Annotated in this window: 25 protein-coding genes and 4 tRNA genes; 15 read left to right on the plus strand and 14 right to left on the minus strand. The window is 71.6% G+C overall.

Going from position 1 to position 24,011, the window contains the following annotated elements:
• The first annotated feature begins 35 nt into the window (after window positions 1–35).
• A complete protein-coding gene (locus tag ACFYS8_RS14325) occupies window positions 36–1,166 on the plus strand; it encodes a hypothetical protein (RefSeq protein ID WP_387640441.1) in 1,131 nt (376 codons plus the stop codon).
• Window positions 1,167–1,239: 73 nt separating this feature from the next.
• Here ACFYS8_RS14325 and ACFYS8_RS14330 read toward each other — a convergent pair whose 3' ends face one another.
• The 6 genes from ACFYS8_RS14330 to ACFYS8_RS14355 all read right to left on the minus strand — a co-directional run bounded on the left by ACFYS8_RS14330 (window position 1,240) and on the right by ACFYS8_RS14355 (window position 3,009).
• A complete protein-coding gene (locus ACFYS8_RS14330; protein ID WP_387640444.1) occupies window positions 1,240–1,665 on the minus strand; it encodes a cytotoxic translational repressor of toxin-antitoxin stability system in 426 nt (141 codons plus the stop codon).
• Complete coding sequence (locus ACFYS8_RS14335; protein WP_387640446.1) at window positions 1,662–2,078, minus strand: prevent-host-death protein; 417 nt, start codon at window positions 2,076–2,078, stop codon at window positions 1,662–1,664. Before ACFYS8_RS14335 ends, ACFYS8_RS14330 begins: the two co-directional genes overlap by 4 nt.
• 186 nt (window positions 2,079–2,264) lie before the next feature.
• Window positions 2,265–2,338, minus strand: a tRNA-Phe gene (locus tag ACFYS8_RS14340).
• 32 nt (window positions 2,339–2,370) lie between these two features.
• A tRNA-Asp gene (locus ACFYS8_RS14345) sits at window positions 2,371–2,444 on the minus strand.
• Window positions 2,445–2,486: 42 nt separating this feature from the next.
• Window positions 2,487–2,559 (minus strand) — tRNA-Glu (locus tag ACFYS8_RS14350).
• 108 nt (window positions 2,560–2,667) lie between these two features.
• On the minus strand, window positions 2,668–3,009 hold the full coding sequence (locus tag ACFYS8_RS14355; protein WP_387640729.1) for a metallopeptidase family protein: 342 nt from the start codon (window positions 3,007–3,009) through the stop codon (window positions 2,668–2,670).
• A 182-nt stretch (window positions 3,010–3,191) separates the two neighbouring features.
• Here ACFYS8_RS14355 and ACFYS8_RS14360 point away from each other — a divergent pair, with 182 nt between their 5' ends.
• The 3 genes from ACFYS8_RS14360 to ACFYS8_RS14370 all read left to right on the plus strand — a co-directional run bounded on the left by ACFYS8_RS14360 (window position 3,192) and on the right by ACFYS8_RS14370 (window position 7,225).
• Entirely contained in the window at window positions 3,192–3,716 is a 525-nt protein-coding gene (locus ACFYS8_RS14360; RefSeq protein ID WP_387640449.1) for a hypothetical protein, read from the plus strand.
• Between the two features lie 294 nt (window positions 3,717–4,010).
• Window positions 4,011–6,293, plus strand: a complete 2,283-nt coding sequence (locus ACFYS8_RS14365) for a DEAD/DEAH box helicase (protein ID WP_387640452.1) — start codon at window positions 4,011–4,013, stop codon at window positions 6,291–6,293.
• Between the two features lie 119 nt (window positions 6,294–6,412).
• Window positions 6,413–7,225 (plus strand): TIGR02452 family protein, encoded by an 813-nt coding sequence (locus ACFYS8_RS14370; RefSeq protein ID WP_387640455.1) that lies wholly within the window; start codon window positions 6,413–6,415, stop codon window positions 7,223–7,225.
• 362 nt (window positions 7,226–7,587) lie between these two features.
• Here the strand turns inward: ACFYS8_RS14370 and ACFYS8_RS14375 are convergent, their stop codons facing one another.
• The 3 genes from ACFYS8_RS14375 to ACFYS8_RS14385 all read right to left on the minus strand — a co-directional run bounded on the left by ACFYS8_RS14375 (window position 7,588) and on the right by ACFYS8_RS14385 (window position 9,623).
• Window positions 7,588–7,887 carry a hypothetical protein gene (locus ACFYS8_RS14375; protein WP_387640457.1) on the minus strand — a complete coding sequence of 100 codons (300 nt, stop codon included), beginning with the start codon at window positions 7,885–7,887 and terminating at the stop codon, window positions 7,588–7,590.
• 155 nt (window positions 7,888–8,042) lie between these two features.
• Entirely contained in the window at window positions 8,043–8,744 is a 702-nt protein-coding gene (locus ACFYS8_RS14380; RefSeq protein WP_387640460.1) for a tyrosine-protein phosphatase, read from the minus strand.
• 96 nt (window positions 8,745–8,840) lie between these two features.
• A complete protein-coding gene (locus ACFYS8_RS14385; protein WP_387640462.1) occupies window positions 8,841–9,623 on the minus strand; it encodes an SDR family oxidoreductase in 783 nt (260 codons plus the stop codon).
• 70 nt (window positions 9,624–9,693) lie between these two features.
• Here ACFYS8_RS14385 and ACFYS8_RS14390 point away from each other — a divergent pair, with 70 nt between their 5' ends.
• On the plus strand, window positions 9,694–10,359 hold the full coding sequence (locus tag ACFYS8_RS14390) for a transglutaminase domain-containing protein (RefSeq protein WP_387640464.1): 666 nt from the start codon (window positions 9,694–9,696) through the stop codon (window positions 10,357–10,359).
• Here the strand turns inward: ACFYS8_RS14390 and ACFYS8_RS14395 are convergent.
• Window positions 10,326–11,546, minus strand: a complete 1,221-nt coding sequence (locus ACFYS8_RS14395) for a DNA glycosylase AlkZ-like family protein (RefSeq protein ID WP_387640466.1) — start codon at window positions 11,544–11,546, stop codon at window positions 10,326–10,328. The two genes, ACFYS8_RS14390 and ACFYS8_RS14395, sit on opposite strands and share 34 nt — an antisense overlap.
• Before the next feature lie 176 nt (window positions 11,547–11,722).
• Here ACFYS8_RS14395 and ACFYS8_RS14400 point away from each other — a divergent pair, with 176 nt between their 5' ends.
• Both ACFYS8_RS14400 and ACFYS8_RS14405 read left to right on the plus strand, forming a co-directional pair.
• Entirely contained in the window at window positions 11,723–12,394 is a 672-nt protein-coding gene (locus ACFYS8_RS14400) for a DNA polymerase beta superfamily protein (protein WP_387640468.1), read from the plus strand.
• Window positions 12,395–12,517: 123 nt separating this feature from the next.
• Window positions 12,518–12,590: transfer RNA gene (locus ACFYS8_RS14405), tRNA-Lys, on the plus strand.
• Between the two features lie 175 nt (window positions 12,591–12,765).
• Here the strand turns inward: ACFYS8_RS14405 and ACFYS8_RS14410 are convergent.
• Together ACFYS8_RS14410 and ACFYS8_RS14415 are read right to left on the minus strand one after the other, a co-directional pair.
• Window positions 12,766–13,233, minus strand: a complete 468-nt coding sequence (locus tag ACFYS8_RS14410) for a PIN domain-containing protein (protein WP_387640471.1) — start codon at window positions 13,231–13,233, stop codon at window positions 12,766–12,768.
• Between the two features lie 100 nt (window positions 13,234–13,333).
• Window positions 13,334–13,798 (minus strand): excisionase family DNA-binding protein, encoded by a 465-nt coding sequence (locus ACFYS8_RS14415; protein WP_387640474.1) that lies wholly within the window; start codon window positions 13,796–13,798, stop codon window positions 13,334–13,336.
• Window positions 13,799–14,098: 300 nt separating this feature from the next.
• On the opposite strand from ACFYS8_RS14415, the gene ACFYS8_RS14420 reads away from it, so the two are divergent.
• The gene (locus ACFYS8_RS14420) at window positions 14,099–14,434 is read left to right on the plus strand and encodes a hypothetical protein (protein WP_387640476.1); all 336 of its coding nucleotides are present in this window, start codon (window positions 14,099–14,101) and stop codon (window positions 14,432–14,434) included.
• 237 nt (window positions 14,435–14,671) lie between these two features.
• Here ACFYS8_RS14420 and ACFYS8_RS14425 read toward each other — a convergent pair whose 3' ends face one another.
• On the minus strand, window positions 14,672–15,229 hold the full coding sequence (locus ACFYS8_RS14425; protein WP_387640479.1) for a hypothetical protein: 558 nt from the start codon (window positions 15,227–15,229) through the stop codon (window positions 14,672–14,674).
• 255 nt (window positions 15,230–15,484) lie between these two features.
• Here ACFYS8_RS14425 and ACFYS8_RS14430 point away from each other — a divergent pair, with 255 nt between their 5' ends.
• From ACFYS8_RS14430 to ACFYS8_RS14445, 4 genes are all read left to right on the plus strand, one after another.
• Window positions 15,485–15,607: a hypothetical protein gene (locus tag ACFYS8_RS14430; RefSeq protein ID WP_387640480.1), complete on the plus strand. Its 123-nt coding sequence runs from the start codon at window positions 15,485–15,487 to the stop codon at window positions 15,605–15,607.
• A gap of 132 nt (window positions 15,608–15,739) precedes the next feature.
• Window positions 15,740–16,066: a ribbon-helix-helix protein, CopG family gene (locus ACFYS8_RS14435; protein ID WP_387640482.1), complete on the plus strand. Its 327-nt coding sequence runs from the start codon at window positions 15,740–15,742 to the stop codon at window positions 16,064–16,066.
• Window positions 16,067–16,095: 29 nt separating this feature from the next.
• Window positions 16,096–16,548 (plus strand): hypothetical protein, encoded by a 453-nt coding sequence (locus ACFYS8_RS14440; RefSeq protein WP_387640484.1) that lies wholly within the window; start codon window positions 16,096–16,098, stop codon window positions 16,546–16,548.
• A 356-nt stretch (window positions 16,549–16,904) separates the two neighbouring features.
• Window positions 16,905–17,720 (plus strand): hypothetical protein, encoded by an 816-nt coding sequence (locus tag ACFYS8_RS14445; protein WP_387640486.1) that lies wholly within the window; start codon window positions 16,905–16,907, stop codon window positions 17,718–17,720.
• Window positions 17,721–17,725: 5 nt separating this feature from the next.
• Here the strand turns inward: ACFYS8_RS14445 and ACFYS8_RS14450 are convergent, their stop codons facing one another.
• Entirely contained in the window at window positions 17,726–18,397 is a 672-nt protein-coding gene (locus ACFYS8_RS14450) for a hypothetical protein (protein WP_387640731.1), read from the minus strand.
• A 223-nt stretch (window positions 18,398–18,620) separates the two neighbouring features.
• Between ACFYS8_RS14450 and ACFYS8_RS14455 the strand changes: the two genes are divergently transcribed.
• The 3 genes from ACFYS8_RS14455 (at window position 18,621) to ACFYS8_RS14465 (ending at window position 24,007) form a co-directional block, all read left to right on the plus strand.
• Entirely contained in the window at window positions 18,621–21,182 is a 2,562-nt protein-coding gene (locus tag ACFYS8_RS14455; RefSeq protein WP_387640489.1) for an SdrD B-like domain-containing protein, read from the plus strand.
• Between the two features lie 98 nt (window positions 21,183–21,280).
• Window positions 21,281–22,189, plus strand: a complete 909-nt coding sequence (locus tag ACFYS8_RS14460) for a phosphorothioated DNA-binding restriction endonuclease (protein ID WP_387640491.1) — start codon at window positions 21,281–21,283, stop codon at window positions 22,187–22,189.
• Between the two features lie 177 nt (window positions 22,190–22,366).
• Window positions 22,367–24,007: an LCP family protein gene (locus ACFYS8_RS14465; RefSeq protein ID WP_387640494.1), complete on the plus strand. Its 1,641-nt coding sequence runs from the start codon at window positions 22,367–22,369 to the stop codon at window positions 24,005–24,007.
• The last annotated feature ends 4 nt before the right edge of the window (window positions 24,008–24,011 follow it).

A 24,011-nucleotide genomic window follows, 5' to 3' on the forward strand; every position in this document is an offset into this window, starting at 1 on the left:
CATCGAGGACCGGCAGACCCGCTAGGGTCGCGGCGATGAGTGAGTACCAGTACTACGAGTTCCTGGCGATCGACCGCCCGCTGACCCGCGAGGAGCAGGAAGAACTGCGATCGCTGTCGACCCGGGCTCGGATTACGGCGACCAGCTTCACCAACGAATACCAGTGGGGCAACTTCCGAGGCGACCCCAGGCGAATGGTGGAGCAGTACTACGACGCTCATCTCTACCTGACCGACTGGGGCACCCACCAGGTGATCCTGCGTGTGCCCAAGGGGCAGCTCACACAGCGAGCGGTGGAACCGTACTGCTTCGACGAGTGCTTCGAGGCATGGACGACCAGGACCCATCTCATCCTCGACCTGCGCAGTGAGGACGAGAGCGGAGACTGGGACGAGGGTGCCGAGGACTCGCTCGGTGCTATCGCCGGGGTTCGGGCCGAGCTGGCCTCCGGGGATCACCGCGCCCTGTACCTCGCGTGGCTGTCCGGCATCGGCGCCTGGGCACTCCAGGAAGACGACGAGGAGGCTTACCAGGCAGCGGTCGAGCCCCCGGTCCCGGCTGGGCTCGACCGGCTCACCGCACCACAGCGGGCGCTCGCGGACTTCCTGCGTGTCGACGCCGACCTGCTGGCGGTCGCCGCCCAGGCCAGCCCGCCCGCCTCCGCGCCTTGGAAGAGGCCCGGGAAGAAGGAGTTGGCGCCGCTGGTCGCCGCGCTTTCCGAGACGGAGAAGGACGATCTCCTGTTGCGCCTCGCGCTGGGTGATGAGCCTCAGTTGGGAGCCGACCTCGTGCGCCGGCTGCGCGGCGAGCCGCCCGTCGCGACGGTGCCGGGGCAGCGCTCTGCCGCCGAACTGCTGGACGCCGCGCATGCGCTGGCCACCGAGCGTCGGCAGCGCGCCGAGCTGGTTGGAGTGGACGCGCGGGCGGCGAAGCTGTCCGCCCTGGCTGCCGATGAGGAAGTGATCTGGCACGAGGTCGAGAACCACGTCGCGCGTAAGCAGGCGGCCCGCTACGACACCGCCGTGGCACTCCTGGTCCAGCTCCGTGACGCCTGCGACCACGTCGGACGCGGCCTCCAGTTTCGGCAGCGGCTGGCCGCGCTCCGCGAGGAGCATCAGCGCCTGCCTGGCCTGCTGCGCCGCCTCGACGACCGGGCGCTGGGCTGACGCCCGTCCTTCCCGTGCGTGGGGCTCGCCAAGGGAGATCGGATGGTCCTGGGCCGCGATCCAGCGGCCGTAATCAGTGCCCCTCGGTCCAGAACTGCTGGAGTCGCGCGATCGCCTGGGCCTTGTCCAGCTCGGCGACCTGGTCCTCGGTGAGTCCGACGCGGTTGATCAGCATGTGGACCAGATCTACGGGAAGCGCCTCGCGTGGTGGCTCAGGCGCGCCTCGATCGGGAAGCGTGCCGTCCAGGACACAGGGCCAGAAAACATCCTCCGTCACGTCCAGCTGATCGCGGAGGATGTGCGCCCAGATGCTCGCGCCGTACACGGTGCGGTCGACCGGATGCGACACCCGGGTGCGCAGGATGCGCCCGTCGGCAAGCCCGAGTTCGTACGTCATGTGGTGGGTGCCGCTGCGGCCGCGTGCGTCGCGTACGCGTTCCCAGCCTTCAACCTTGCAGAACTGCTCGTGTCGTTCGCGTGTCGGCTGAGGCCAGGTCACTTCGCGACTCCGAGCAGCCAATCACGGAGCTGCGCGTCGTCGCTGAGGCCGATCAGCTGGACCAGGCCCCAGTTGTCGCGATGGTTCGGAGCGCTCAGGAGCCGGTCCTGCCAGTCCTCCGAGTACTCGCGGAGCGCGCCGACCATCTCGTCGATGGCCTCATCAAACGTGCCGCCGTCCGCGGCGACCGGGAGGCCGGGGAAGAACACCGACCAGCCGCCGCCCTCCGCAACCACCTCGGCCTTGGACGGGCACAGCAGCGTGAGGGCGTGGCGCAGCCGCCCCGCGTCGACGACGGCCGCACGGCCGGTGTCTCGGCGAACGGTCGCGACCCGGCCCTGCCCGGCTGCGTCCAGCAGGTCCTTCAGGTGCGCTCGGGCTTCGGTGTAGCTCTCGTAGTGGACTGCTGTCATTGGGAGCCTCCTCGTCCGAAAACCAGGGTCGCGCCCGCCGTGAAGTACGTCAAGTACGTCAAGTACGTTACGTACTTACTGTCGGGCAGGAGAGTGGTGGCCGTCAGTCGTCCCGTTGGCGTCAAACGGCACAAAAATGCCCCCGCAGCGCGATGCGCTCGGGGGCTTTCTGCTGGTCAAACTGTGTGGCCAGGGCCGGGGTCGAACCGGCGACCTTCCGCTTTTCAGGCGGACGCTCGTACCAACTGAGCTACCTGGCCGTACTGCAACTGCACGCCTCTTGCGAGACGAGCGATCCCGACGGGACTTGAACCCGCGACCTCCACCTTGACAGGGTGGCGAGCTAACCAACTGCTCCACGGGACCTCATGCGGATTGCTCCGCACAGGACCTTACTACGGTACTGCGTACCCCCAACGGGATTCGAACCCGTGCTACCGCCTTGAAAGGGCGGCGTCCTGGGCCACTAGACGATGAGGGCTTGCGGCCCTTCCGGCCGGTTTATCCGGCGTTCGGGGACGTCGAGAAGCATATGGGATGCCGGGCTGGAACGCCAAAACGGTTTCCGGGGGTGGGCGCGGCGGGGGTTTCAGGACCAGCCGAGGTCGTGGAGTTCGTCGTCGTCAAAGCCGAAGTGGTGGGCGACTTCGTGGATGACGGTGATGCGGACCTCCTCGACGGCCTGGTCGCGGGAGTCGCAGTGACGGAGGGTCGGTCCCATGTAGATCAGGATCCGGTCGGGGAGGACGCCGGCGTACCACTCGCCGCGTTCGGTGAGCGGGATGCCCTCGTAGAGGCCGAGCAGTTCGGGGGTGGCGGGGTCGGGTTCGTCCTCGACGAAGACCGCCACGTTGTCCATCATCGCGGCCAGCTGCGGCGGAATCTGGTCCAGCGCGTCGGACACCAGCGCTTCGAACTCGTCCCTGGTCATCTCCACCCGTCCATTGTCGGAGGTCCGTTGACGGGACGCCAGATGATCCGCGCCGGTGCGCCCGCGAGAGGTGGCGCGGGGCGGATGGTCGGCGGTTGCCCGTGTCCCGGTGGGGCGGACGCGCGTTGGGCACCCGAGAACGATTGGCGGCCCGGGCGGGTCGTGCGGGAGGTGGCTCGGTGATGGCGGTTCGGTCGGCGCGGCGACGGGTGGTGGCGGGGGCGGCGATGGCGGCGGTCGCCGTGTTCGGACTGAGCGGCTGCATGTCGGTGGGCGGGCAGCCGCCCGCCGGGCCGGACCGGGTGAAGCCGACCGGCCCGGGGACGGCCACCACGCTCAAGGCCGGCGTGGGGGCCGGTGGGCACCAGGGCGGGCAGCGCGGGGAGCGTGGCGGTGCGCCGAGTGCTGACGGCGCGTCACCCGGCGCGGCACCGTCCCCGGGGGCGCACGTTCCGGGGCCGACGCCGCCGGCGGTCGGGTTGCAGGGCGCTCCGGTGCCGGTGCCCGGGACGAACGTCGGCACTCCCGGCCCGACCGGCACGCCCGCGACGCCGGGAACGCCCGCGCCGACCCCGACCGGTGGCGGAAGCGCGTCCACGCCGACCCCGCCGCAGCCCAGCACGCCGGAGCCCTCGCATTCGGCCAAGCCCTCGCCGACGCCCAGCGGGACGCCGGCGGAGCCCAGTGAGTCGCCGTCCGGCCACTGAGCGCTACGGTCGGGCGCTGAGCGCGACGGGCGGGCACTGAGCGCGACGGGCGGGCCGCCGCCGGGCCCGGAAGCGGCGGCTAAGCCTTGCTTCCGGGGCGCTGGCCAGGGGATTTGCCTCTGATCCGTAGGCTCCCCTATGGTGGTAGATCGTTCGTTTGATCCTATTTGGCTGGCGCTCCTCACACCTTTGAGCGCCCTTGGCGCGTTCCGGCGATCCGTGGCTGACCGCATTGAGGCGGTATTTCCAACAGACCCCCGGACTTTGGCGCGTGCCACTTCCGGAAGGTTTTGCATGTCTCTCGTTGACGACGCCCGCTTCGCCATGCCCGCGAACGGCTCCGACGCCGCCGACACCGACTCTCTCGACACCGACACGCTCGACGCGGAGCTCGCCGAGCTGACCGACGCCGCCGAGGCCGCGGAGGCCGACACCGACGCGGCCGAGGCCGACGCCACCGACGCCGAGCCGACCATCACCTTCGGTGACCTCGGTCTGCACGACGAGGTCGTCCGGGCGCTCGCCAAGCGCGGCGTCACCACCCCGTTCCCGATCCAGGCCGCGACCATCCCGGACGCGCTGGCCGGCAAGGACGTCCTCGGCCGCGGCCGCACCGGCTCCGGCAAGACCCTGAGCTTCGGCCTGCCGCTGCTGACCCGCCTGGCGGGCGGCGAGCGCACCAAGGCCAAGCACCCGCGCGGTCTGATCCTGGTCCCGACCCGCGAGCTGGCCATGCAGGTCGCCGACGCCCTGGAGCCGTTCGGCTCGGTGCTCGGCCTGCGCCTGAAGGTGGTCTGCGGCGGTACCTCGATGTCCAACCAGATCTACGCGCTGGAGCGCGGCGTGGACGTGCTGGTCGCCACCCCCGGCCGCCTGCGCGACCTGATCAACCGCGGCTCCGCGAAGATGGACGAGGTCGAGATCGCCGTCCTCGACGAGGCCGACCAGATGGCCGACATGGGCTTCCTGCCCGAGGTCACCGAGATCCTCGACCTGGTGCCGGCCGGCGGCCAGCGCCTGCTGTTCTCCGCCACCCTGGAGAACGAGATCGACACCCTGGTCAAGCGCTACCTGAAGAACCCGGTCACCCACGAGGTCGACCCGTCGGCCGGCGCGGTCACCACCATGACCCACCACATCCTGGTCGTGAAGCCCAAGGACAAGGCGCCGATCACCAGCGCGATCGCCGCCCGCAAGGGCCGCACCATCATCTTCGTCCGCACCCAGATGGGCGCGGACCGGGTCGCCCAGCAGCTGGTGGAGTCCGGCGTGAAGGCCGACGCGCTGCACGGCGGCATGACCCAGGGCGCCCGTACCCGCGTCCTCGGCGACTTCAAGGACGGTTACCTCAACGTGGTCGTCGCCACCGACGTCGCCGCCCGTGGCATCCACGTCGACGGCATCGACCTGGTGCTGAACGTCGACCCGGCGGGTGACCACAAGGACTACCTGCACCGCTCCGGCCGCACCGCCCGGGCCGGCCGCTCCGGCACCGTCGTCACCCTGGTGCTGCCGCACCAGCGCCGCGGCGTGTTCCGCCTGATGGAGGACGCGGGCGTGGACGCCTCGCGTCACATCCTCGACCACGCCTTCGACGCCGAGGTCGCCAAGATCACCGGCGCCCGTTCGCTGGTCGAGGTCCAGGCCGAGAGCGCGTCCGGCATCGCCGGCGCCGCCGAGCGTGAGGTCGCCGAGCTCACCCGTGAGCTGGAGCGCCTCCAGCGCCGCGCCAACGAGCTGCGCGAGGAGGCCGACCGCCTGGCCGCCCGTGCCGCCCGCGAGCGTGCCGAGCTGGGCATCGAGGACGAGGTCGAGACGGACGAGGCGACTGCCGAGGCCGGCACCGAGACCGCCGAGCAGCCGGCCGCCGCGGCCGAGCCGGTGGCCGAGGAGCGCACCACGTCCTACCGCGAGGCCCGCAGCGAGCGCCCCGCCTACAACCGCGACCGCGACGACCGTGGTGGCCGTGAGCGTGGCGGCTTCAACCGCGACGACCGTGGCGGCCGTTCGTTCGGTGGCGACCGTGAGCGTGGCGGCTTCAACCGCGACGACCGTGGCGGCCGTTCGTTCGGTGGCGACCGTGAGCGTGGCGGCTTCAACCGCGATGACCGCGGTGGCCGTTCGTTCGGTGGCGACCGTGAGCGTGGCGGCTTCAACCGTGACGACCGTGGTGGCCGTTCGTTCGGCGGCGACCGTGGCGGCCGTCCGCAGGGTGGCTTCAACCGCGATGACCGCGGTGGCCGTTCCTTCGGTGGCGACCGTGAGCGCGGTGGCTTCAACCGTGACGACCGTGGTGGCCGTTCGTTCGGTGGCGACCGTGAGCGTGGCGGCTTCAACCGCGATGACCGTGGTGGCCGTTCGTTCGGTGGCGACCGTGGCGGCCGTCCGCAGGGTGGCTTCAACCGTGACGACCGCGGTGGCCGTTCCTTCGGCGGCGACCGTCCGCAGGGTGGCGGCTTCAACCGCGACGACCGTGGCGGCCGTTCCTTCGGTGGCGACCGCGAGCGCGGTGGCTTCAACCGTGACGACCGCGGTGGCTTCAACGGCGGCGACCGCAAGCCGCGTTGGAAGAACTGACGCTCTGCATTGAGCACTGGCCGGGCCCGCTCCACTTCGGTGGGGCGGGCCCGTCCGCGTTCCCGGGCGGGCGGAAATCCGTTGGTGGGGGCGGGAGTCGGCGAGCTAGCGTGCCCGGCATGAGTAGTAGGCAGCGGGCACTCGCCACGCAGAACGAGGAGATCGCCGACCGGGGCGAGTACCGGTGCGCGGACGGCACAGCCGTGCGGATCGCCGAGGAGCTGGCCGAGGCCCGGGCGGGGACGGTGTCCTATCCGCCGGAGGCCGAGTTCGGGGCCGGGCCGGGGCCGCTGCGCGGGGCCGCCGAGGTGACGGGCGAGGGCAGCATGCAGGCCGCCGAGCGGCTGGTCGCGGACGGCGGGCGGAGCGTCGCGGTGCTGAACTTCGCGTCCGCGCGCAACCCCGGCGGCGGGTACCTGCGGGGCGCCAAGGCCCAGGAGGAGGACGTCTGCCGGACGGCACTGCTGTACCGCTGCCTGCTGGAGGCCCCCGACTACTACGAGGCGCACCGCGCCTCCAGCGACCTGCACTACAGCCACCGGGTGATCTGGTCGCCGGGCGTGCCGGTGATCCGGGACGGGCGCGGGGAGCTGCTGGCCCGGCCGCACCGGCTCGGCTTCCTGACCTCGCCGGCACCCAACGCGGGCCAGCTGGCGCTGCGTTCGCCCGGCAAGGCGCTCGACCTCGGGCCGGTGCTGGCCGAGCGGGCCACCCGGGTGCTGGCGGCGGCCGCCCGGCACGGGGCGCGCGAACTGGTGCTCGGCGCCTGGGGCTGCGGGGTGTTCCGCAACGACCCGGCCGAGGTCGCGGACGCGTTCGGGCAGGCCCTGGATGCGTGGGGCGCGGCCTTCGACCGGGTGGTGTTCGCGGTCTGGGACCGCAGCGTCCCCTCCGCGAACCGGGCGGCCTTCGAGGCGCGGTTCGGCGCCTGACCTGCGGTTGTTCGCCGGTGGCCGACGTCGAGGGGCGGACCGGTTTTCGCGGCGCGGTTCGGCGTCCGGCCTGTGCTCACTCGCCGGTGGCCAGCGCCGAGGTGGCGGCGGACCGGCCTGCGTGGCGTGGTTCGGCGCCTGACCTGCGGTTGTTCGCCGGTGGCCGACGTCGAGGGGCGGACCGGTTTTCGCGGCGTGGTTCGGCGTCCGGCCTGTGCTCACTCGCCGGTGGCCAGCGCCGAGGTGGCGGCGGACCGGCCTGCGTGGCGTGGTTCGCCGTCCGGCCTGTGCCTACTCGGCGGTGGCCAGCTCTGGGGCGGCGGCGGACCGGCCTGCGTGGCGCGGTTCGGCGCCTGCGGGGGTCAGTCGCGGGTGGCGATCGCCGAGGCGGCCGCGACCACGCCGGTGACGGCGAGGACGGACGGCCAGGCGCCGATCTTCTTCGCCAGCGGGTGCGAGCCGCCGAACGCCGCCACGTACAGCGTGGTCAGGCCGACCGCGACGGGCGTGCCCGCGCGGCGCTGCCAGCGCACGGCGGCCGCCGTCCCGGCGACGGCCAGGACGGCGCCGCCCAGCTCGCGCCGGCCGCTGAACCGGGCGGTGGCGTAGCCGCCGATCAGACCGGCGGCGGCGACGGCGGCGGTGGCGGGGAAGCGGGCCATGGGACGGACTCCTTCGGACGGCTGGTGGACGTACCTGCTGGACGTACCTGGTGGGCGCGCGCTGCAGCTCGTGACCGACGCGCGCACCGCCCACCGTAACGCGACCAACGAGTCGGGCCGCCGGGAGGGAACGGGACGGCGGACCGCGGGTCAGCTCACTCCGGGCGCAGGGCGCGCAGCGCGGCGAGGTCGGCGTCGGACGCCCCGTGGTTGAGGACGTAGTTCTCGAGGTTGCCGTGGAGCTCCTGGGCGCGGGCCAGTGCGGCGGTCAGGTGGGCGGCCTCGATGGGTCGGGAGAGGCGTTCCGCGCCGGCGGTGTCCAGGTAGGGGACGGGGCCGTTGTCGAGGCCGAGGCCGACGTTGGAGCGGAGGAAGTCGGCGATGACGGCGCCCTCATGCAGGCCGGCCAGGGTCTGCAGGACGGCGATGGTCAGGCCGGTGCGGTCCTTGCCGACGGCGCAGTGGACCAGCATCGGGCCGCCGGTGGCCAGTGCGCGGACGGCGGCGGCGACCGCGACGCCGCCGGTCTCGGCCATGAACGGGTAGAGCGCGGCCTGGTCCTCGGGCCAGGCCAGGTCGGTGGTGGCCGGGTCCGGGAGCAGCGGCAGGTGCAGGTACTGGACGTCCTCGCCGATCGGGCGGTCCGGCCAGATCTCGAGCTCGGCGGCGCTGCGCAGATCGACGACCGTCCGGATGCCGAGTTCCGCGAGGCGGGCGGCGCCCTCGTCGGTGAGCCGGTTGAGGCTCGCCGAACGGTAGAGCAGCCCGGGGCGGTACACCCCCGCACCGGCGTCGCGGAGGTTGAGCACGTCGGGGATGTCGAGGAACGGCGCGGCGGCGATTTCGGTCTCGGTCATGCCGCCCACCGTAGGGGCGGTGGGCGGTGACACGCCGGGGCGTTGACCGAACCGGTATCGCCGCAATGCGTGATGTTCATACGGGCCGATGGCGGGTCAGCGACCGCCGGCCACGTCCAGGAAGGAGCCGGTGATGTAGGAGGCGCCGGGGGAGAGCAGGTACAGGATCGCCTCGGCGACCTCCTCGGGCCGACCGCCGCGTCCCATCGGCAGGTTGGGGCCGACCCGGTCGACCCGGCCGGGCTCGCCGCCCAGCGCGTGGATGTCGGTGTAGATCAGGCCCGGGCGGACGGTGTTCACCCGGATGCCCTCGGCCGCGACCTCCAGCGACAGGCCCGTGGTCATCGAGTCCAGCGCGCCCTTGGACGCCGCGTAGTCCACGTACTCGCCGGGCGACCCCAGCCGGGACGCCGCAGAGCCGACGTTGACGATCGCCCCGCCCCGGCCGCCGTACCGGGTGGACATCCGGCGTACCGCCGCCGCCGCGCACAGGAACGGGCCGGTGATGTTGGCCGCCCAGATCCGGTTCAGCCGGTCCTCGTCGAGCTCGTCCAGCCGGCACTGCTTCTCCAGCGTGCCCGCGTTGTTCACCAGCGCGGTGAGCGGCCCGAGTTCGCGCTCCGCGGTGTCGAACAGCCGCTCCACCTCGGCGGTGGTGCTGACGTCCGCCCGCACCGCGACGGCCGTGCCGCCGGCGGCGCGGATCCGCTCCACCACGCCCTCAGCCGAGGCCTGGTCGGCACGGTAGTTGACGCACACCCGGTAGCCGCGTTCGCCCGCCAGCAGGGCGGTGGCCGCTCCGATGCCGCGCCCGCCGCCGGTGACCACCAGTACCTCGTGCTGTGCCATGCCGCCCGTCCCTTCGTTCACGGAGACCATGCCGCAGACGGTAGTCCATGGGGTGAAATCCCTTTGCCCGGCGGCGAGTCGGCGACGCAGCATCACCGCCATGGACCCTTCCGTCTCCCCGCACGGCCCGCTCCGGGCCGAACACCCCGCCCTCGACGCGTACCTGGCCGCCGACGAGGTGGTCGACCACCGGCACCCCGCCCTCGACGCGTATCTGGCCGCCGACGAGGTGGTCGACCACCGGCACCCCGCCGTGCTGGAGCGTGCCGCCGCGCTGCGGCAGGACGACCCGGTGGCGACCGCCGAGGCGGTGTTCGGCTTCGTCCGCGACCGGATCGACCACTCGGCGGACGTCGGCCACTGGTCGGCCGCCTACCGGGCCTCGGACGTGCTGGCCGCCGGCAACGCGATCTGCCACGGCAAGGCCCACCTGCTGGCCGCGCTGCTGCGCGCCAACGGCATCCCCGCCGGGCTCGCCTACCAGCGGCTGGAGGTGCTGCACGGCCTCAACGGCGTTCTGCTGCCCGGCAGTTCGTGGTGGGTCCGGCTGGACGGCCGGGGCAACCGGAACGGCGCGGACGGGCACTTCGCCACCACCCCCGCCACCGAGCGCCCCGCCTGGGCCAACGACCCGGCGCTCGGCCGGTACCACTACTCCACGCTGTACGCCGCCCCGCCGCCGGTGCTGCTGGACGGCCTGCGCCGGGCCCGGCCGGGCGCCGCCGGGTTCGGCTACCTGCCGCTCGAACTCCCGGGCGTGGCATAGCGGTTGGCGGTGCGCAGCGCGGCGAGCTTCGGGGCGCGGCTCTTCGGCGAGTCCAGGCCGAAGCTCCGCGCGTCGCCCAGCTCCTCGCGGACGAAGGTCTCGACGGCGTCGATGGTGGCGCGCAGCGCGGCGTCCATCGGCACGAACAACTGGTGCACCAGCTCCCGCTGTTCGGGGTCGTACTCCCAGAAGCCGACGATCCGGCCGCGGTCCACCACCAGGTGGGTCGACGGGTCGGCCTCGCTGCCGAAGCTCCGCCCCGTCCGGGACGCCGGGGCGTGGCGGTTGGCGTCCCGTTCGTCGATCAGCCGCGGCAGGTCGCGGTGCAGCAGGTGCAGGCCGTCGATGCTTGCCACCAGGGCGTACGCGGGCTGCTCCGGGACGGTGAACTCGTGGAACTCGTCGGCGAGTTCGGCCGGCATCAGCAGCATTTCGGAGCCGGGAAGCTCGACCAGGTGCAGCGGGGCCAGCGCGGCCTTCGCGGTGGCGGCGTTGAAGCCGGAGAACCAGCGGAAGTGCCGCACCGAGGCGGGCGCCGCCCAGGAGAAGTAGCGCCGGGCCAGGTCGGCGGCCTCGCCGTGCACCGCCTGGTCCCAGCGCAGATAGCCGTACCGCTGCTGGTCCAGGCGCCCGTTGACCGGCACCCGGCGGATCATCCCGCGCGACTGCAACAGGCCCAGCGCCAGCGGCAGCGTGGTCGACACGCCGCGCTTGCGGCCCGTCTTGTCCAGCGGGCGGGCCGCCGGGCCGGCCAGGGTGCGGATCTGCTGCGGGCCCAACGGCTCGGTGTCGGACAGCAGTTCGGACACCGTCAGGCAGAGCTGCTCGACCTCGTCCCTGGTCACCCCGAGATGGCGCACCGCCGCCGCGATCTCCGACTCCGCGACGCCCGCGCCCGCCGCCAGCCCCAGCGCGAAGTCCTCCGCCGGCAGCACGTACGTACAGCCCCGGGCCGCGGGCAACTCCTGCACCTCCGCGGCCGCGAGCGCCGCGTCCACCGCCGCCCGGCCCAGCCCCGCCCGCGCGAACAGCCCCAGGTACGGCGCCGCACCGCCCACCGAACGGGCCCACCCCGTCGCCGCCAGCACCTGCGCCGGGGACGCCCCTTGGTGCAGCCCGCCGTCCAGCCACTGCCGGTGCGCCCACCAGGCCCGGAGCTTCGCCGCCGGGATCTCGCCGTTCGCCATGCGCCCAGTATCGGCACGGGGCGTTGCTGGGCGGAGCACCCTCGGCCGTGTCGGAAATCGCTCGCGCGTACGGGGCGTTGCTGGGCGGAGCACCCTCGGCCGTGTCGGAAATCGCTCGCGCGTACGGGTCGTTCGGGGCGAGACTGCCGGGACGGCTCTTGTTGAGGTGATCTCCCGTGCACGTCCTGCTCTCCGGCATCGTCGGCTCCACCGCGTACGGCCTGGCCCACGCCGGCTCCGACCTCGACCGGCTCGGCCTGTTCGCCGCGCCCACCGTCGCCTTCCACGGCCTGCACCGGCCCGCCGAGTCGCACGTCACCACCGCCCCGGACCGCACCCTGCACGAGGCAGCCAAATGGTGCCGTCTCGCCCTCTCCGGCAACCCCACCGCCACCGAACTGGTCTGGCTGCCCGAAGAGTTGTACGAAGTCCGGACGCCGCTCGGGGAGGAACTTATCGGCCTCCGGGAGACCTTCCTGAGCGGCCCGGCGGTGCGCTCTGCTTACCTCGGCTACGCCCGGCAGCAGTTCCGCAAACTCGCCGCCCGCGACCGCACCGACCCGGCGGGCGCCGCCCGCGCCGCCAAGCACGCCCGGCACCTGGTCCGCCTGGTCCGCCAGGGCGTCACCCTGCACGAGACCGGCCACCTGGAGATCCGCCTCCCCGACCCGGACCGGGTCCGCGCCCTCGGCGAGCAGTACGCGCAGCGCCCCGAGGACGCCACCGCCCTGCTCGCCGACGCCGAAGCCCGCTTCGACCGCCCCGGCGTACTTCCCACCACACCCGACGAACGCCCCGCCGAGAGCTGGCTCCGCAAGGTCCGCGCCGCCCACCTGCCCACCACCTGACCGCCCGTCGGCCCCGCCCCGTCCCGCCGCCGACCCGCCCGGTAATCCGCTGGCCAACTCCCGCCGGGCACCAGGTAGGATCACCCCGGCAGGTGCTGTCCCACGAGGCCCACGCCTGCCGCCGGGCCGCTAGCTCAATTGGCAGAGCTGCGGACTTTTAATCCGTAGGTTCAGGGTTCGAGCCCCTGGCGGCCCACTTGGAAGGACGGGGTAACACCCCTTCTGACCTGCAGCGCAGTACCCCGGATGGTGTTTTTTGGCGGGGTGCTGCTGCGCTTCGGAGGGGCGCGTGCGCGTGCGCGGGATGGTTGACATGCTGTCAGAACGTGCCCTGCTTGTCCGTCGCCGAGAGGGCGGTGCGCAGCACCTGATCAGGCGTGCGGCAGTGGGTCGGCGCGAAGAGCGGTCGAAGACTCGATCAGTCCTGAGCGCTCCGATTGCAGCAGGACTTCGTCGAACGTGACGGGCGGGTTGCGGCGGCTGTCCGCAATCTCGCGGGCACACGAGTACACGACGCGCCCGTCCATGTCGATCAAGTCCATGACGAAGTCGTCGGGGGACTTTCGCTCGATGTCCCAGTCGGCGAGGTAGTCAGGTGGGAAGTCTTTGAGGTTGTTCGTGACGATGACCTGAGCGCCGGCCTTGATGGCGGCGGCGAGGACGTGCCGGTCGTCGGGGTCGGGCAGTTTGAGCCCCTCGATGAGCGGCTCGTAGTCGGTGACGAGGCAGTCGCGGACGGCATTGTTCATGCGGCGTCGCCGTTCGGCGTTCTTCTCCGGTGAGATGCCCCGCTCGATCAACGCTCGGTCGACTTCGTCCAGGATTTTTGCTCGGTCCACTTGGCTTGGCTGATGCCGGTTAACGCGAGGGGTACCAGAAGGTCGCGCAGAGTGTTCGGGTAAAGGACGCATGAGTCGTAGACGACGATGAAGGCCATGGTCAGAGGAGCCCCAGTTCCTCGTCCAGTTCGGTGAGGGCGTCTGCCGCGTCCTTGCGGCGCCGGTCGTCCGTGCGCTTGTACTCGATGACGTCGTTGAACAGGATGCGGCGATGACGGCCGACGAGCCGGTACGGGATCTCACCCTGCTCGAGGAGCCCGATGAGGAACGGCCGGGACACGTTGAGCATCTCGGCGGCGGTCTGAGTCGAGACCTCGGCGTTGACGGGCAGGAGCTGGACGCCCTGCCCGTTGGCGAGGGCGGCCAGGATCGCCGCGAACATCTCCACGGTCGGCCGAGGCAGGACGAGTGGATCGTCGGAGCCGGTCTCTCCGAGGATGGTGACGTCGTCGTTCTGGTGGGCCGTGTGCGTGAGGTAGCTGCGGACGCGGCGCAGTGCTCGCTCGGCCTGCGCTGCGTCGACATCGCCCGGAGCGATCTTCCGGCTTTCGATGGCGGGCGCCATGGCGGTACCTCCTCTTCCCCCTAATCGAAGTATCTGCAGCAATCGAAGTATTCGCAATGCTGTCATGGGCGACGGTTTCGCGACGGGGCGGGTTCGTGAAACCACCCGAATGAGTGCGTTGGGGCTGCGAGGACTGCCGTGCCCGAGGGGGGCGGCCCCGACCGCGGGATGTGAGGAGTCATCAGTTGGCGCTGGGGTCGGTCACGGGGCTGTGCCAGCGCATCTACACCCCAAAGTCACACCGAAGCCCAGCGGCGGCCGTGAGGGGCTTGTCGGAGGTCGCGGGTGCGTTCCGGCGGCATGAGTGATCACGAGGTGACGCTGGTCGAGATCTCGACCACGCCTACTGAGGCCCGTGAGCGTGCCGCAGCGGTACGGGAGTGGCTGCTCGTCGTGGGTGTGATCGTGGCGAACCCGACTCCCGGGACGCTCGCGGACCCGAGTGAGTACCTGGCCGGCCAGCACGCCGAGGGCACAGCTACCAGCGACGAGGTCGACCGTGTCCTCATGAACTCGGGCGTGGACATCCTGACCGACCGACAGGTCTTCGGCTCCGGGGAGAACTTCGAGCCTCCTGTCTGCCCCGGCTGCGCCACGCGGCTCGACGCGGACGAGTACCTGGACCTGCTGGGGTAATGGCTGCGTGCAGGCGAGCCCATGGTGCCCTGCGCCAGGTGCGGGTACTCGGTGCGACTGGGGGATTGGCCTGGGGAATGGGCCTGCCAGGTCGGGGAGCTCCGGGTGTGCTTCAACAACTGGCCCCCGCTACGGGACGGATTCGTTCGGGAGCTCGGGCAGCGCCTGGGGCCGCGTTGGCGCGTGGTTTACGGACACTACTGACGGGCCGGTGGCGCGAGGCTCACCGGCACGTCATCAGGGTGCCAAGTCGAGCCAGGTGGTGCGGTGTTCGTGGTCGTCGGGCGGCAGGCCGGTGGCGAGGCCGTTCTCGTCGAGGGCGTTGTGGATCCACAGCCCGGTGCCGCCCAAGGCCAGGGCGAGGCCGGTGAGGACCCAGGCCGGCGAGACCTTGCGATAGGACCGGTCGGTCGGGCGGACGTCGTACTCGGTGAGCCCCACTGCGTCCACCGTCCGTCCGACCGCGTCCCGCAGGGCCGGGTGGACGTCATCGCGCCACTGCAGGGTCCAGTCGCTCCACCAGGTCGGGCCGGCGGTGGTGTCGATCGGGTCGTCCCAGGTGACCGACAGGTCCTCCAGGCGGTTCACGCACACCGCGACCCGCTGTCCGCCGATCTCCAGCAGGACGGGTAGGTCGGCGAACCACTCGTCCTTCTCGACAATCCACACGCCCCAGGCCCGGGTGACCGTCCGGCCGACCAACTGCCGGAGTCGCGCGCCCTCGTGCTCTGCGAGGTCGGACGCGCTGCGGTGCCAGTGCGGTTGCCATCCCTCGATACCCCATGTCGGTTCCATGGCGTACAGCCCACACCCTTGCCAACCGGTGGCGCCACTCAAATCGGCGATCACGTCGTCACGGTGCCGCCAGCCCTGGTCGCCGCTCGGCTGCGGGCGCTGGCCGCGGTGATCGACGCCGCTGGTGGTGCGGGCGCTGCTGCGGGATGGGCGGTCACGGAATCGCCCGAGCCGTCCCCGCAACCCGCTCCCGTACCGGCGCCACGGGAGCGGGGGGCCGCAGGCGAGGCCGTAGCTGCGATGGTGGCCGAGGGCGTGGATCCGAGGCTGGTTCGGAAGTGGGCCAAGAGCCAGGGGAGGGTGATCAGCGAGCGCGGGCGGCTGGCCAGCGGGCTGATCAAGGACTACCGGCGCGCCCACGGTCTGGCCGGCGACTGACACCGCCGGGGTGGGTGTCGGCGGCGAGTGGGCCCCTCGTCCCGGAGCCTGGACCGGAGGGGGTGGGCCCCGGTGACGATCGTTGAGCGGAAAGCGCTTGGCGCGTCGTAATACGCGTAATAAACTAACGACATGGCCAAGACCAGGATCAGCATCAGTCTCGACAGCGATCATGCCGAGCGCATTCGGGAGCATGCCGAGCGCGCGGGTCTGGATGTTTCGGCTTATCTCGTCAACGCCGCTACCCGGCAAATGGCCGAGGCGGAAGCCGCTGAGGCGCAGTTCGCGCGGATCGACGCGGTGATTGCCGCAGCGGAGGCAGAGGCCGCCGAACTGCCTCCGCTGCCTGACGTCGCTGATGAAGACCTTACGGAGGAGGAGCGCCGGGAGGTCGCGGAGGCCATGGAACTTATCTATGGTGCGGATGCTCCTGTGGCCCGTCCGGGCAACGCCGCGTGACCGCGCGGGTGCCGGTCTATGACACTGGCATGCTGATCGCGCTCGCTGATCGAAAGCCCAAGGCGGTACGGCTGCACGCCGGCCTCAAGGAGACGCCGCATCGCGCGGTCGTGCTCGGGCCGGTACTGGCCCAGGTATGGCGGCCCAGTCCTGCCACTGTGCACGCCATGGCCGCGGCCCTCAAGGACTGTACGGTGCCGCAGGCGCGGAGCTCGGCCCTGGCGATGCGTCCCACTACTGCTGGACAGACGGTCTGCATCATGTGTGTGACCGGGCCGGATCTGGCGGAGTGGCAGCGCATCGGTAGCGCGCTTGCTGTGGCCGAGCTGCCTCCGAAGAAGCGTCCGGACGCCGTGGATGCCTTGGTCGCGCTGACTGCGGCCCGACATGGCAGCGCTGTTGTTTTCACCAGTGACCCGACTGACCTCACGGCTTACCTGAAGGCGTTGGACGCCCAGGACGTCCATGTGGTCCAGGTCTGATCCCGAGCTCGGACCGGAACAGTGGAGGGAACGCGTCAGACCCTTCGCCCGGCCGCGTCATCGGTGGCTTCAGGGGTCTGGGCCCGCTGCGAGTGCGTGAGCTATGCGTGAGCGGACCGCGCGTCAGAGCCACTTCACAGGCGGATCAAGCGGCACGCCACAACCTGCCAGCCTGCAGAAGTAGCACGTAATGACGATGACAGCTGTGCGGGGCACGAACGGTGTTGATCTTTTAATCCGTAGGTTCAGGGTTCGATCCCCTGGCGGCCCACCGGATTCGAGGCCAGGTCGGAGACTTTCTGACCTGGCCTCGAGCGTTTCCGAGGTGGCTCAGGGGCGGGGAGGGGAGGGGACGGATGAACGCCGCCGAGGAGTTGATCTCGCTGGCCCGTCGGGGCCGGTTCGAGGTGGTGTTGCCCGAGCTGCTGGAGATGGCGCGGCGGGTGGGCGGTCCGCGGGACGAGGGGTGGGAGTCCGTTGCCGCCGCGGTTCAGATTCTCTGCTGGCGCGACCGGTTCGGCGAGGCGGCGGAGTTGGCCGAGCAGCTGATCGTCCGGGACGGGCCGCTCGGAGGGGAGTTGTGCGATCAGGACGTGCCGTTCCGGGAGGCCCTGCTGGCGGCCCAGCTGTACGCCGGGCGGCCGGCCGGGCCGCGGCTGGCGGCGCTGGTGGGGCGGCTTCCGGCCGGTCGGAATCTGACTGAGGATCTGGCGTGGGTGGCCGAGGAGTTGCCCGGGCGCCCGGTCGAGGAGCTGCTGCCCTGCCACTGCGAGTGGGGCGGTCCGGCCAGGCCGCTGGACGGGGCGACGGAGCGCATGCTGGCGAAGGGATTTGCCGAACTGGCGGTGGCGGAGCGGCAATTGCTCTGGCAGGACCTGTTCAGTGCGAATGCCTTCGACCGCGCCCACGCACTGGTCGAGAGCACCGGTGAGACGCCGGACCGCTTCGCCGCGTGCCTCTGGATGGCCGGCTGGTACGCGGTGCGCGGCGAGACCGCCCGGGGCGAGCGGCTACTCCTTGCCGCCCATGGCCGGTGGTGGCCCTACATGAAGTGGGATGCGATCCCCGAGGCCCCGGTGCTGCAGCCGACCCTGCGTCTGGTGCTCACCGAGCGGGTGCGGGAGTACTACCTGACCAGGCCGATCGGTCCGGAGGCGGAGCGGAACGCCTGAGGCAGCTACGGGGTGGGGGTGACTCCGGGGACGGGCGCGTAGGGCTGGGTGTCGAAGTCGACGATCACCGGTTGGGGGTCGGAGGCGAGGGCGGCCTGGACGCGGTACATGGTGCCGTCGGGGTCGATCCAGTACCGGACGGTGTCCGAAGTGGTGGTGGTGCCACGGGCGTTGGGGCCGGTGATGACGTCGGTGGGGTGGCCGTTCAGGGTGGTTCGGGAGAGCCAGGTGGCGCCGTTCTGGGGGAGGAGCTGGGGGTTGTCGGGGCGGTCGGCGGCCAGGTTCAGGGCGATGGCGAGTGAGGTGTCGAGGGAGCTGCCGGTGGTCTGGAGCGGGCGGGTGGACCAGCCGGAGGCGGGGGGTGTGGCGGGGGCGGTGGCCGGGGCGTCGGGCATGGGGAGGACGCGGACGGTGGTGGGCGTCCACTGGATCAGGCCGGTGGTGGAGCTGTCGCGGCCGGTTCCGTGCAGGACTCCGTAGCCGGTTCTGGTGCGGAAGTCGACGGATCCGGTGACGGTCAGCCGGCCGGCGGTGCCGGGCACGGTGATGGTCAGCGCGCGGCCGCCGGCCTCGTAGTTGCGGAACCGGGTGAGCGCCAGCCGGTTCGCCTCGTCCGTGGTCGGCGGGCGCGGGCCGGTGGGGTCGTCGCCTGTGCCGAGCAGGGCGAAGGTGCTGATCGCGGTGGCCGCGACGGCGAGCAGGGCGACCAGCACCCAGCGCGTACGGCCCCGAACGATCCTGATGTTCCCCACGATGCTCCCCACGCGGCGGGAGGCCGACAGACCTCCGTCAGGCTATCCGAAATCCATCGTTCCGATTGTGTAAGTTTTCGTCAACTTGTGGGAAACTGCCGCAAGTTGCCGGGCCAAGGCCCGGTGTGGGGCGAGGCGAAGGAGCACGATGCCAACTACCAAACTGGCGCGAGTGGGGCTGTGCGGCCTGTTACTGGTGGGCGGAACCGCCGGTGCGGTCGTGGCGGGCGCCGGGCAGGCCGGTGCGACGGCCACCGATGGGACGCTGACGGTGCAGGTGCTGCGCGACTTCTTCGGCACCGGCGTGATCAACACGGCCATGGACGTCCCACAGCGCGGCATGAAGATCAGCGTCACCGACCCGGCCGGCCGGCGGGTGACCGGCACCACGGACGTCACCGGAAAGGTCGTGGTGGCCCCGTCGGGCGCGCTGACCGGTGGCCGGTACCGGGTGGACGTCACAGTCCCGGCGCCGTTCGACGGCTACCTGCGGGCGGCGCCCGCCTCGACCGCGCCGAACCACTTCGACAGCTTCACCTCGTTCGTGGACGTCTCGGCCGGCAAGGACGCCTCGGTGATCACCGGGGTCTGGGACGCGGCGGACTACACGGAGCCGGACGTCCGCTACTTCGTGCCGGTCCAGACCGACAGGGTGATGGGGAGCGACACCCGGGCGCTGGTGTCGTTCGGCAAGGACGTCCGCGGTACCTGCCCGACCGGACCGGCCTGTCCGACCGTGCTCGACACCCAGCAGCAGGTGGGGACGACCTCGGGGCTGGCGTACGACAAGTACCGCGGCCGGCTGTTCCAGGCGGCGTTCGCCCGGCGGTTCACCGCGTACGGGCCGGAGGGCGGCGACGCGATCTACGCCGTGCCGGCCGACGGCGGGAGCGCGCCGACGCTGTTCGCGAGGGTGCCGGGCTCTACCGAGACCGCGCACGGCACCAACATGATCAAGGACGCCGAGTTCGTCGACGCGCCGGGCAAGGAGAGCATCGGCGGGCTGGCCCTGTCCGAGGACGGCTCGACGCTGTACGCGGTGAACATGCTCACCCGCAGCCTGGTCAGCTTCGACGCGACCGGGTCGGAGGCCACCGGTCCCGAGAACACGGTGGCGATTCCCGACCCCGGCTGCGCGGCGTCCGGCGACTGGCGTCCGGCCGGCCTCGCCGTCCACGACAACACCCTGTACGTCGGCGGCGTGTGTTCCGCCGAGAGCACCCAGAAGCGCGCCGACCTGAAGGCCGTCGTCTACGGCTACGACGGCAAGCGGTTCACCAAGGTGCTGAGCCAGGCGCTGGACTTCGAGCGCAGCTACGTCAGCACCGGCGGGGCCGAGTTCGACCAGACCCACTACTGGAACCCGTGGCACGCCGGGCTGGACAACTGGGACAGCTACCAGCTGGGCAACTGGATGGTCTACCCGGAGCCGGAGTTGGCCAGCATGGCCTTCGCCCGCGACGGCTCGATGATCCTCGGCTTCCGCGACCGGTTCATGGACGTCGCCTCCGTCGGGCTCGACCCGCGGCCCGGCAACAACAAGACCGAATCCGGGTACGCCGGCGGCGACATCAACATGGCCTGCGCCGTCCCCACCGGCGGGTACGCGTGGGAGGGCACCGGAAACTGCCCCAACCACGCCGCCACCAACACGCCCCCGCTGCCCCGGCCCAGCGGCGTCGTCTCGTACTTCGCGGGTGACTTCGCCGTTTTCTACCACCAGGAGACCTCGCTCGGCGGCGTCGCCTTCATCCCGCAGCAGCAGTGGGTGATCAGCACCCAGATGGACCCGACCGTCAACTACTTCACCAGCGGCACGGGTTACTACGACATCGACACCGGCGCCGGCCCCGGCAACAAGCCGGACGCCAACGGCTACGAGTTCGTCCAGAAGAACGGCTTCGGCAAGGCCGGCGGCCTCGGCGACATCGCGTACACCGCCGCCAACGCGCCCGTCCAGATCGGCAACCGGGTCTGGTTCGACGGCGACCACAACGGCATCCAGGACGCCGGGGAGGCATCGCTGCCGGGCGTGACCGTCAACCTGCTCGACGCCGAGGGCAAGGTGGTCGCGACGACCAAGACCGACGCCAACGGCGAGTACTACTTCGGCGGGGTGGGCGCCGCCTACCAGCTGACGCCGGGCGCGGACTACACCGTGGAGTTCGACGTTTCGACGGCGGACACCAGCGGGGTGCCGGGCAAACCGGCCGCCGCCGACCTCCGGTACACCCTCCCGACGGCCGGCGACGACCGGGTTCACGACTCCAACGTGATCCCGCCGACCGAGGGCCCGCCCGGCCTCGGGCACGCGCAGGTCACCGCACCGTCCGAGCCCGGCGGCGTCGACCACACCATCGACGCCGGCGTGTACGTCCCGGAGGCCACGCCGTCGAGCTCCGCGTCGCCGAGTCCCAGCCCGTCGGACTCCGCCTCGCCGAGTCCCGAGCCGTCGGGATCCGGGTCGCAGAGCCCGAGTTCGAGCCCCAGCCCGAGCGCGAGCCCCAGCGAGAGCTCGAGCCCGACGGCGTCCGTGCCGCCGGCCGGAACGACGCCCGCAGGCCCCGCCCCGACCAGTACTCCGAAGGGATCGCTCGCCTTCACCGGCAGCTCCGGCACGGGCCGGATCGTGCTCCTCGGCGCCTTGCTGGTGGGTGCGGGCGCTGCGCTCGTGCTGCTGAGCCGGAAGCGTCACGCCAGGCGCCACTGACGCCTCGAACCACCCGACGGGCCGGTGCCGCACGCACCGGCCCGTCGGCATTCCGGCCCGGTGACGGGCCTTCAGCGCTCCGAACTACCCTGGCGGGCATGGATTGGCTCGAGCGGGTGGCGAAGCTGAGACGGTGGACGAGCAACGGCGCGCGGGCTCCGCACAAGCCGTTGCTGCTGCTGTACGCGCTCGGGAGTCACCAGCGGGACGCCGACCGTGAACTCCGGTACAGCGAGGTCGAGGAGGAGCTGAAGAGGCTGCTCGCCGAGTACGGACCGTCGAATCCGACGACCCCCGCCTACCCGTTCCACCACCTGGTCAACGACGGGGTGTGGGAGGTGCGGACCGACGGGGGAACGGGGAGTCCGGGCAGCGGCATCGGGGTGCTCCGCTCCAGTGGGGCCGCCGGCCGGCTCGCGCCGGAGCTGCGGTCCGCGCTGCGCCGGGAGCCGTTGCTGCTCGGGCGGCTGGTGCGGGTGCTGCTGGACACCCACTTCGCGCCGTCGCTGCACCTGGAGCTGTGCGAAGCCGTCGGGCTCGATCTGGAGCTCGCGGAGAGCGGGGCGGTGGCCGGCGCCGAGGCCGCGGCTCGGCGGCAGCGGGACCGGCGGATGCGTGAACTGATACTCACCGCCTACGAGTTCCAGTGCGCGTTCTGCGGCTACGACGGGATGCTCGGCGGCACCTCGGTCGGCCTGGAGGCCGCGCACGTGCGCTGGTGGTCGCACGACGGGCCGGACGAGGTCGACAACGGCCTGTGCCTGTGCTCGCTGCACCACAAGCTCCTGGACAAGGGCGTCCTCGGCCTCGGGGACGACCACCGGATCCTGGTCTCCCGGCGCTTCGTCGGCCGCAGCGAGGCCAGTCGGCAGCACGTCCTCGCCCTGGCGGGACGTCCGGTCATCGGCCCGCAGGCGGGTACCGCGTCCGTTGCGGCGCAGCATCGTGCGTGGCACACCCGGCAGGTTTTCCGCGGTGAGGCCCGGGAGCCGGTGGGTGTCGGCTGACCGACGGGTGCTCAACGGTCGTGCGGGAGAGGGACGTTCGTCACCTCGTTCGGAAGATTGCACCCCCGCGTGCAACATCTGCGCCCCCTTGTGCATCTATTAGGGGGAGAAAAGCTCGGAGGGGCCGGGCGGCGGGGGTGCGATGTGGTAAGCGGACAGTCCGGAACCGTCGAGCCGGTGTCGGAGGGGGAAGAGGGACAGGTTCCCCGGCAACGGTCGGGGAACGGGGGACGGGCCGGGGGCCGGCGGGCGTCCAAGCAGGGGCGCGGGCGGCGCGGGCTGAAGATCGCCGCCTGGAGCGTCGCCGGGCTGGTGGTGCTGACCGTCGGCACGGGCGGCTACCTGTACATGCGCTACAACGGCAACATCAAGTCCGCGCCGCTGTACGCCGGTGAGAGCGGGGACGCCGGGCACGAGGTGCCGGACGAGTTCGGGCGGACCCCGATCAACGTGCTGGTGATCGGCTCCGACGGGCGCGACACCCAGGAGGACTGCGACATCGGCGGCAGCGAGTGCGGCGCCGGCGCCAACGCCGACGTCCAACTGCTGCTGCACGTCTCGGCGGACCGTTCCAACGCCACCGTGATGAGCATCCCGCGCGACCTGGTGACCGACCTGCCGGGCTGCATAGACAGCAAGAACAACACCAAGTCCAAGGCCCACCGCGAGCGGATCAACTCGACGCTGGCGTACGGCCCCGGCTGCACGGTGGCCGCCGTGCACCAGCTCACCGACATACCCATCGACCACTTCGTGAAGGTCGACTTCGTCGGTGTGATCAAGATGTCGGACGCGGTGGGCGGTGTCCCGGTGTGCGTCAGCGACAATGTCTACGACCCGTACTCGCACCTCAAGCTGACCAAGGGCAAGCACACCCTGAAGGGAATGGCGGCGCTCCAGTTCGTCCGCACCCGGCACGGGTTCGGGGACGGCGGCGACCTCGGGCGGGCGGCCGCCCAGCACGCCTTCCTCGGATCGATGATCCGTGAGCTGAAGAACGCCGGGACGCTCACCGACCCGGGCAAGGTGCTGTCGCTGGCCGATGCCGCGACCAAGGCGCTCACCGTCGACCCGGAACTCGACGGGATCACCAAGCTGGTCGGCCTGGCCAACGACCTGAACAAGGTGCCGCCGTCCCGGGTCACCTTCACCACCATGCAGACCGATCCGGATCCCAAGGACGACAACCGGCTGGTGACCGGCCCCGACGCGAAGAAGCTGTTCGCGTCGATCAAGAACGACCAGCCGCTGAGCGCCGACCCGAACGGCGCGAGCAGCGCGCCGCCCTCCTCGGCGCCGCCCGCCGAGGCCACCACCGCCCCGCCCGCGAACAGCACGCCCCGCAAGAACATCGCCGTGACGGTGCGGAACGGCAGCGGTGCCCAGCGCCGGGCCACCGAGCTGGCCCAGGCGCTGCAAGCGGCCGGGTTCTCCAAGGACACCGCCGCGGGCACGAACCTGTCCGCCGAGCAGAGCACCGTCCGCTACCCGGCCGGGAAGGAGGGCGACGCCAAGCAGGTGGCCGCCGCGCTCGGTATGCCCGAGAGCGCCGTCCAGGCCGGCAGCGGCAGTTCGATCGAGCTGGTGATCGGCACCGACTGGAAGTCGGGCACCACCTACCCTGGCGGGCAGGGCGGTTCGAGCGCCCCCGTGGACCCGGCCGCTGCGCTCAAGGGCGCCGAGGCCAGCACCGCCGACAACGAGGACACCTGCGTCAAGGTCAGCCACGACTACACCGCCTACCTTCCCGGCCTCGGCGGCATGACCCCGATCAAGGCGTTCGACAAGAGCCCGGACATCCCGCTCTCCGCGCCCTGACGTC

Origin of the sequence: Kitasatospora sp. NPDC004615, assembly GCF_042873545.1 — a bacterium.
In the GTDB taxonomy this organism is placed as follows: Bacteria; Actinomycetota; Actinomycetes; order Streptomycetales; family Streptomycetaceae; genus Kitasatospora.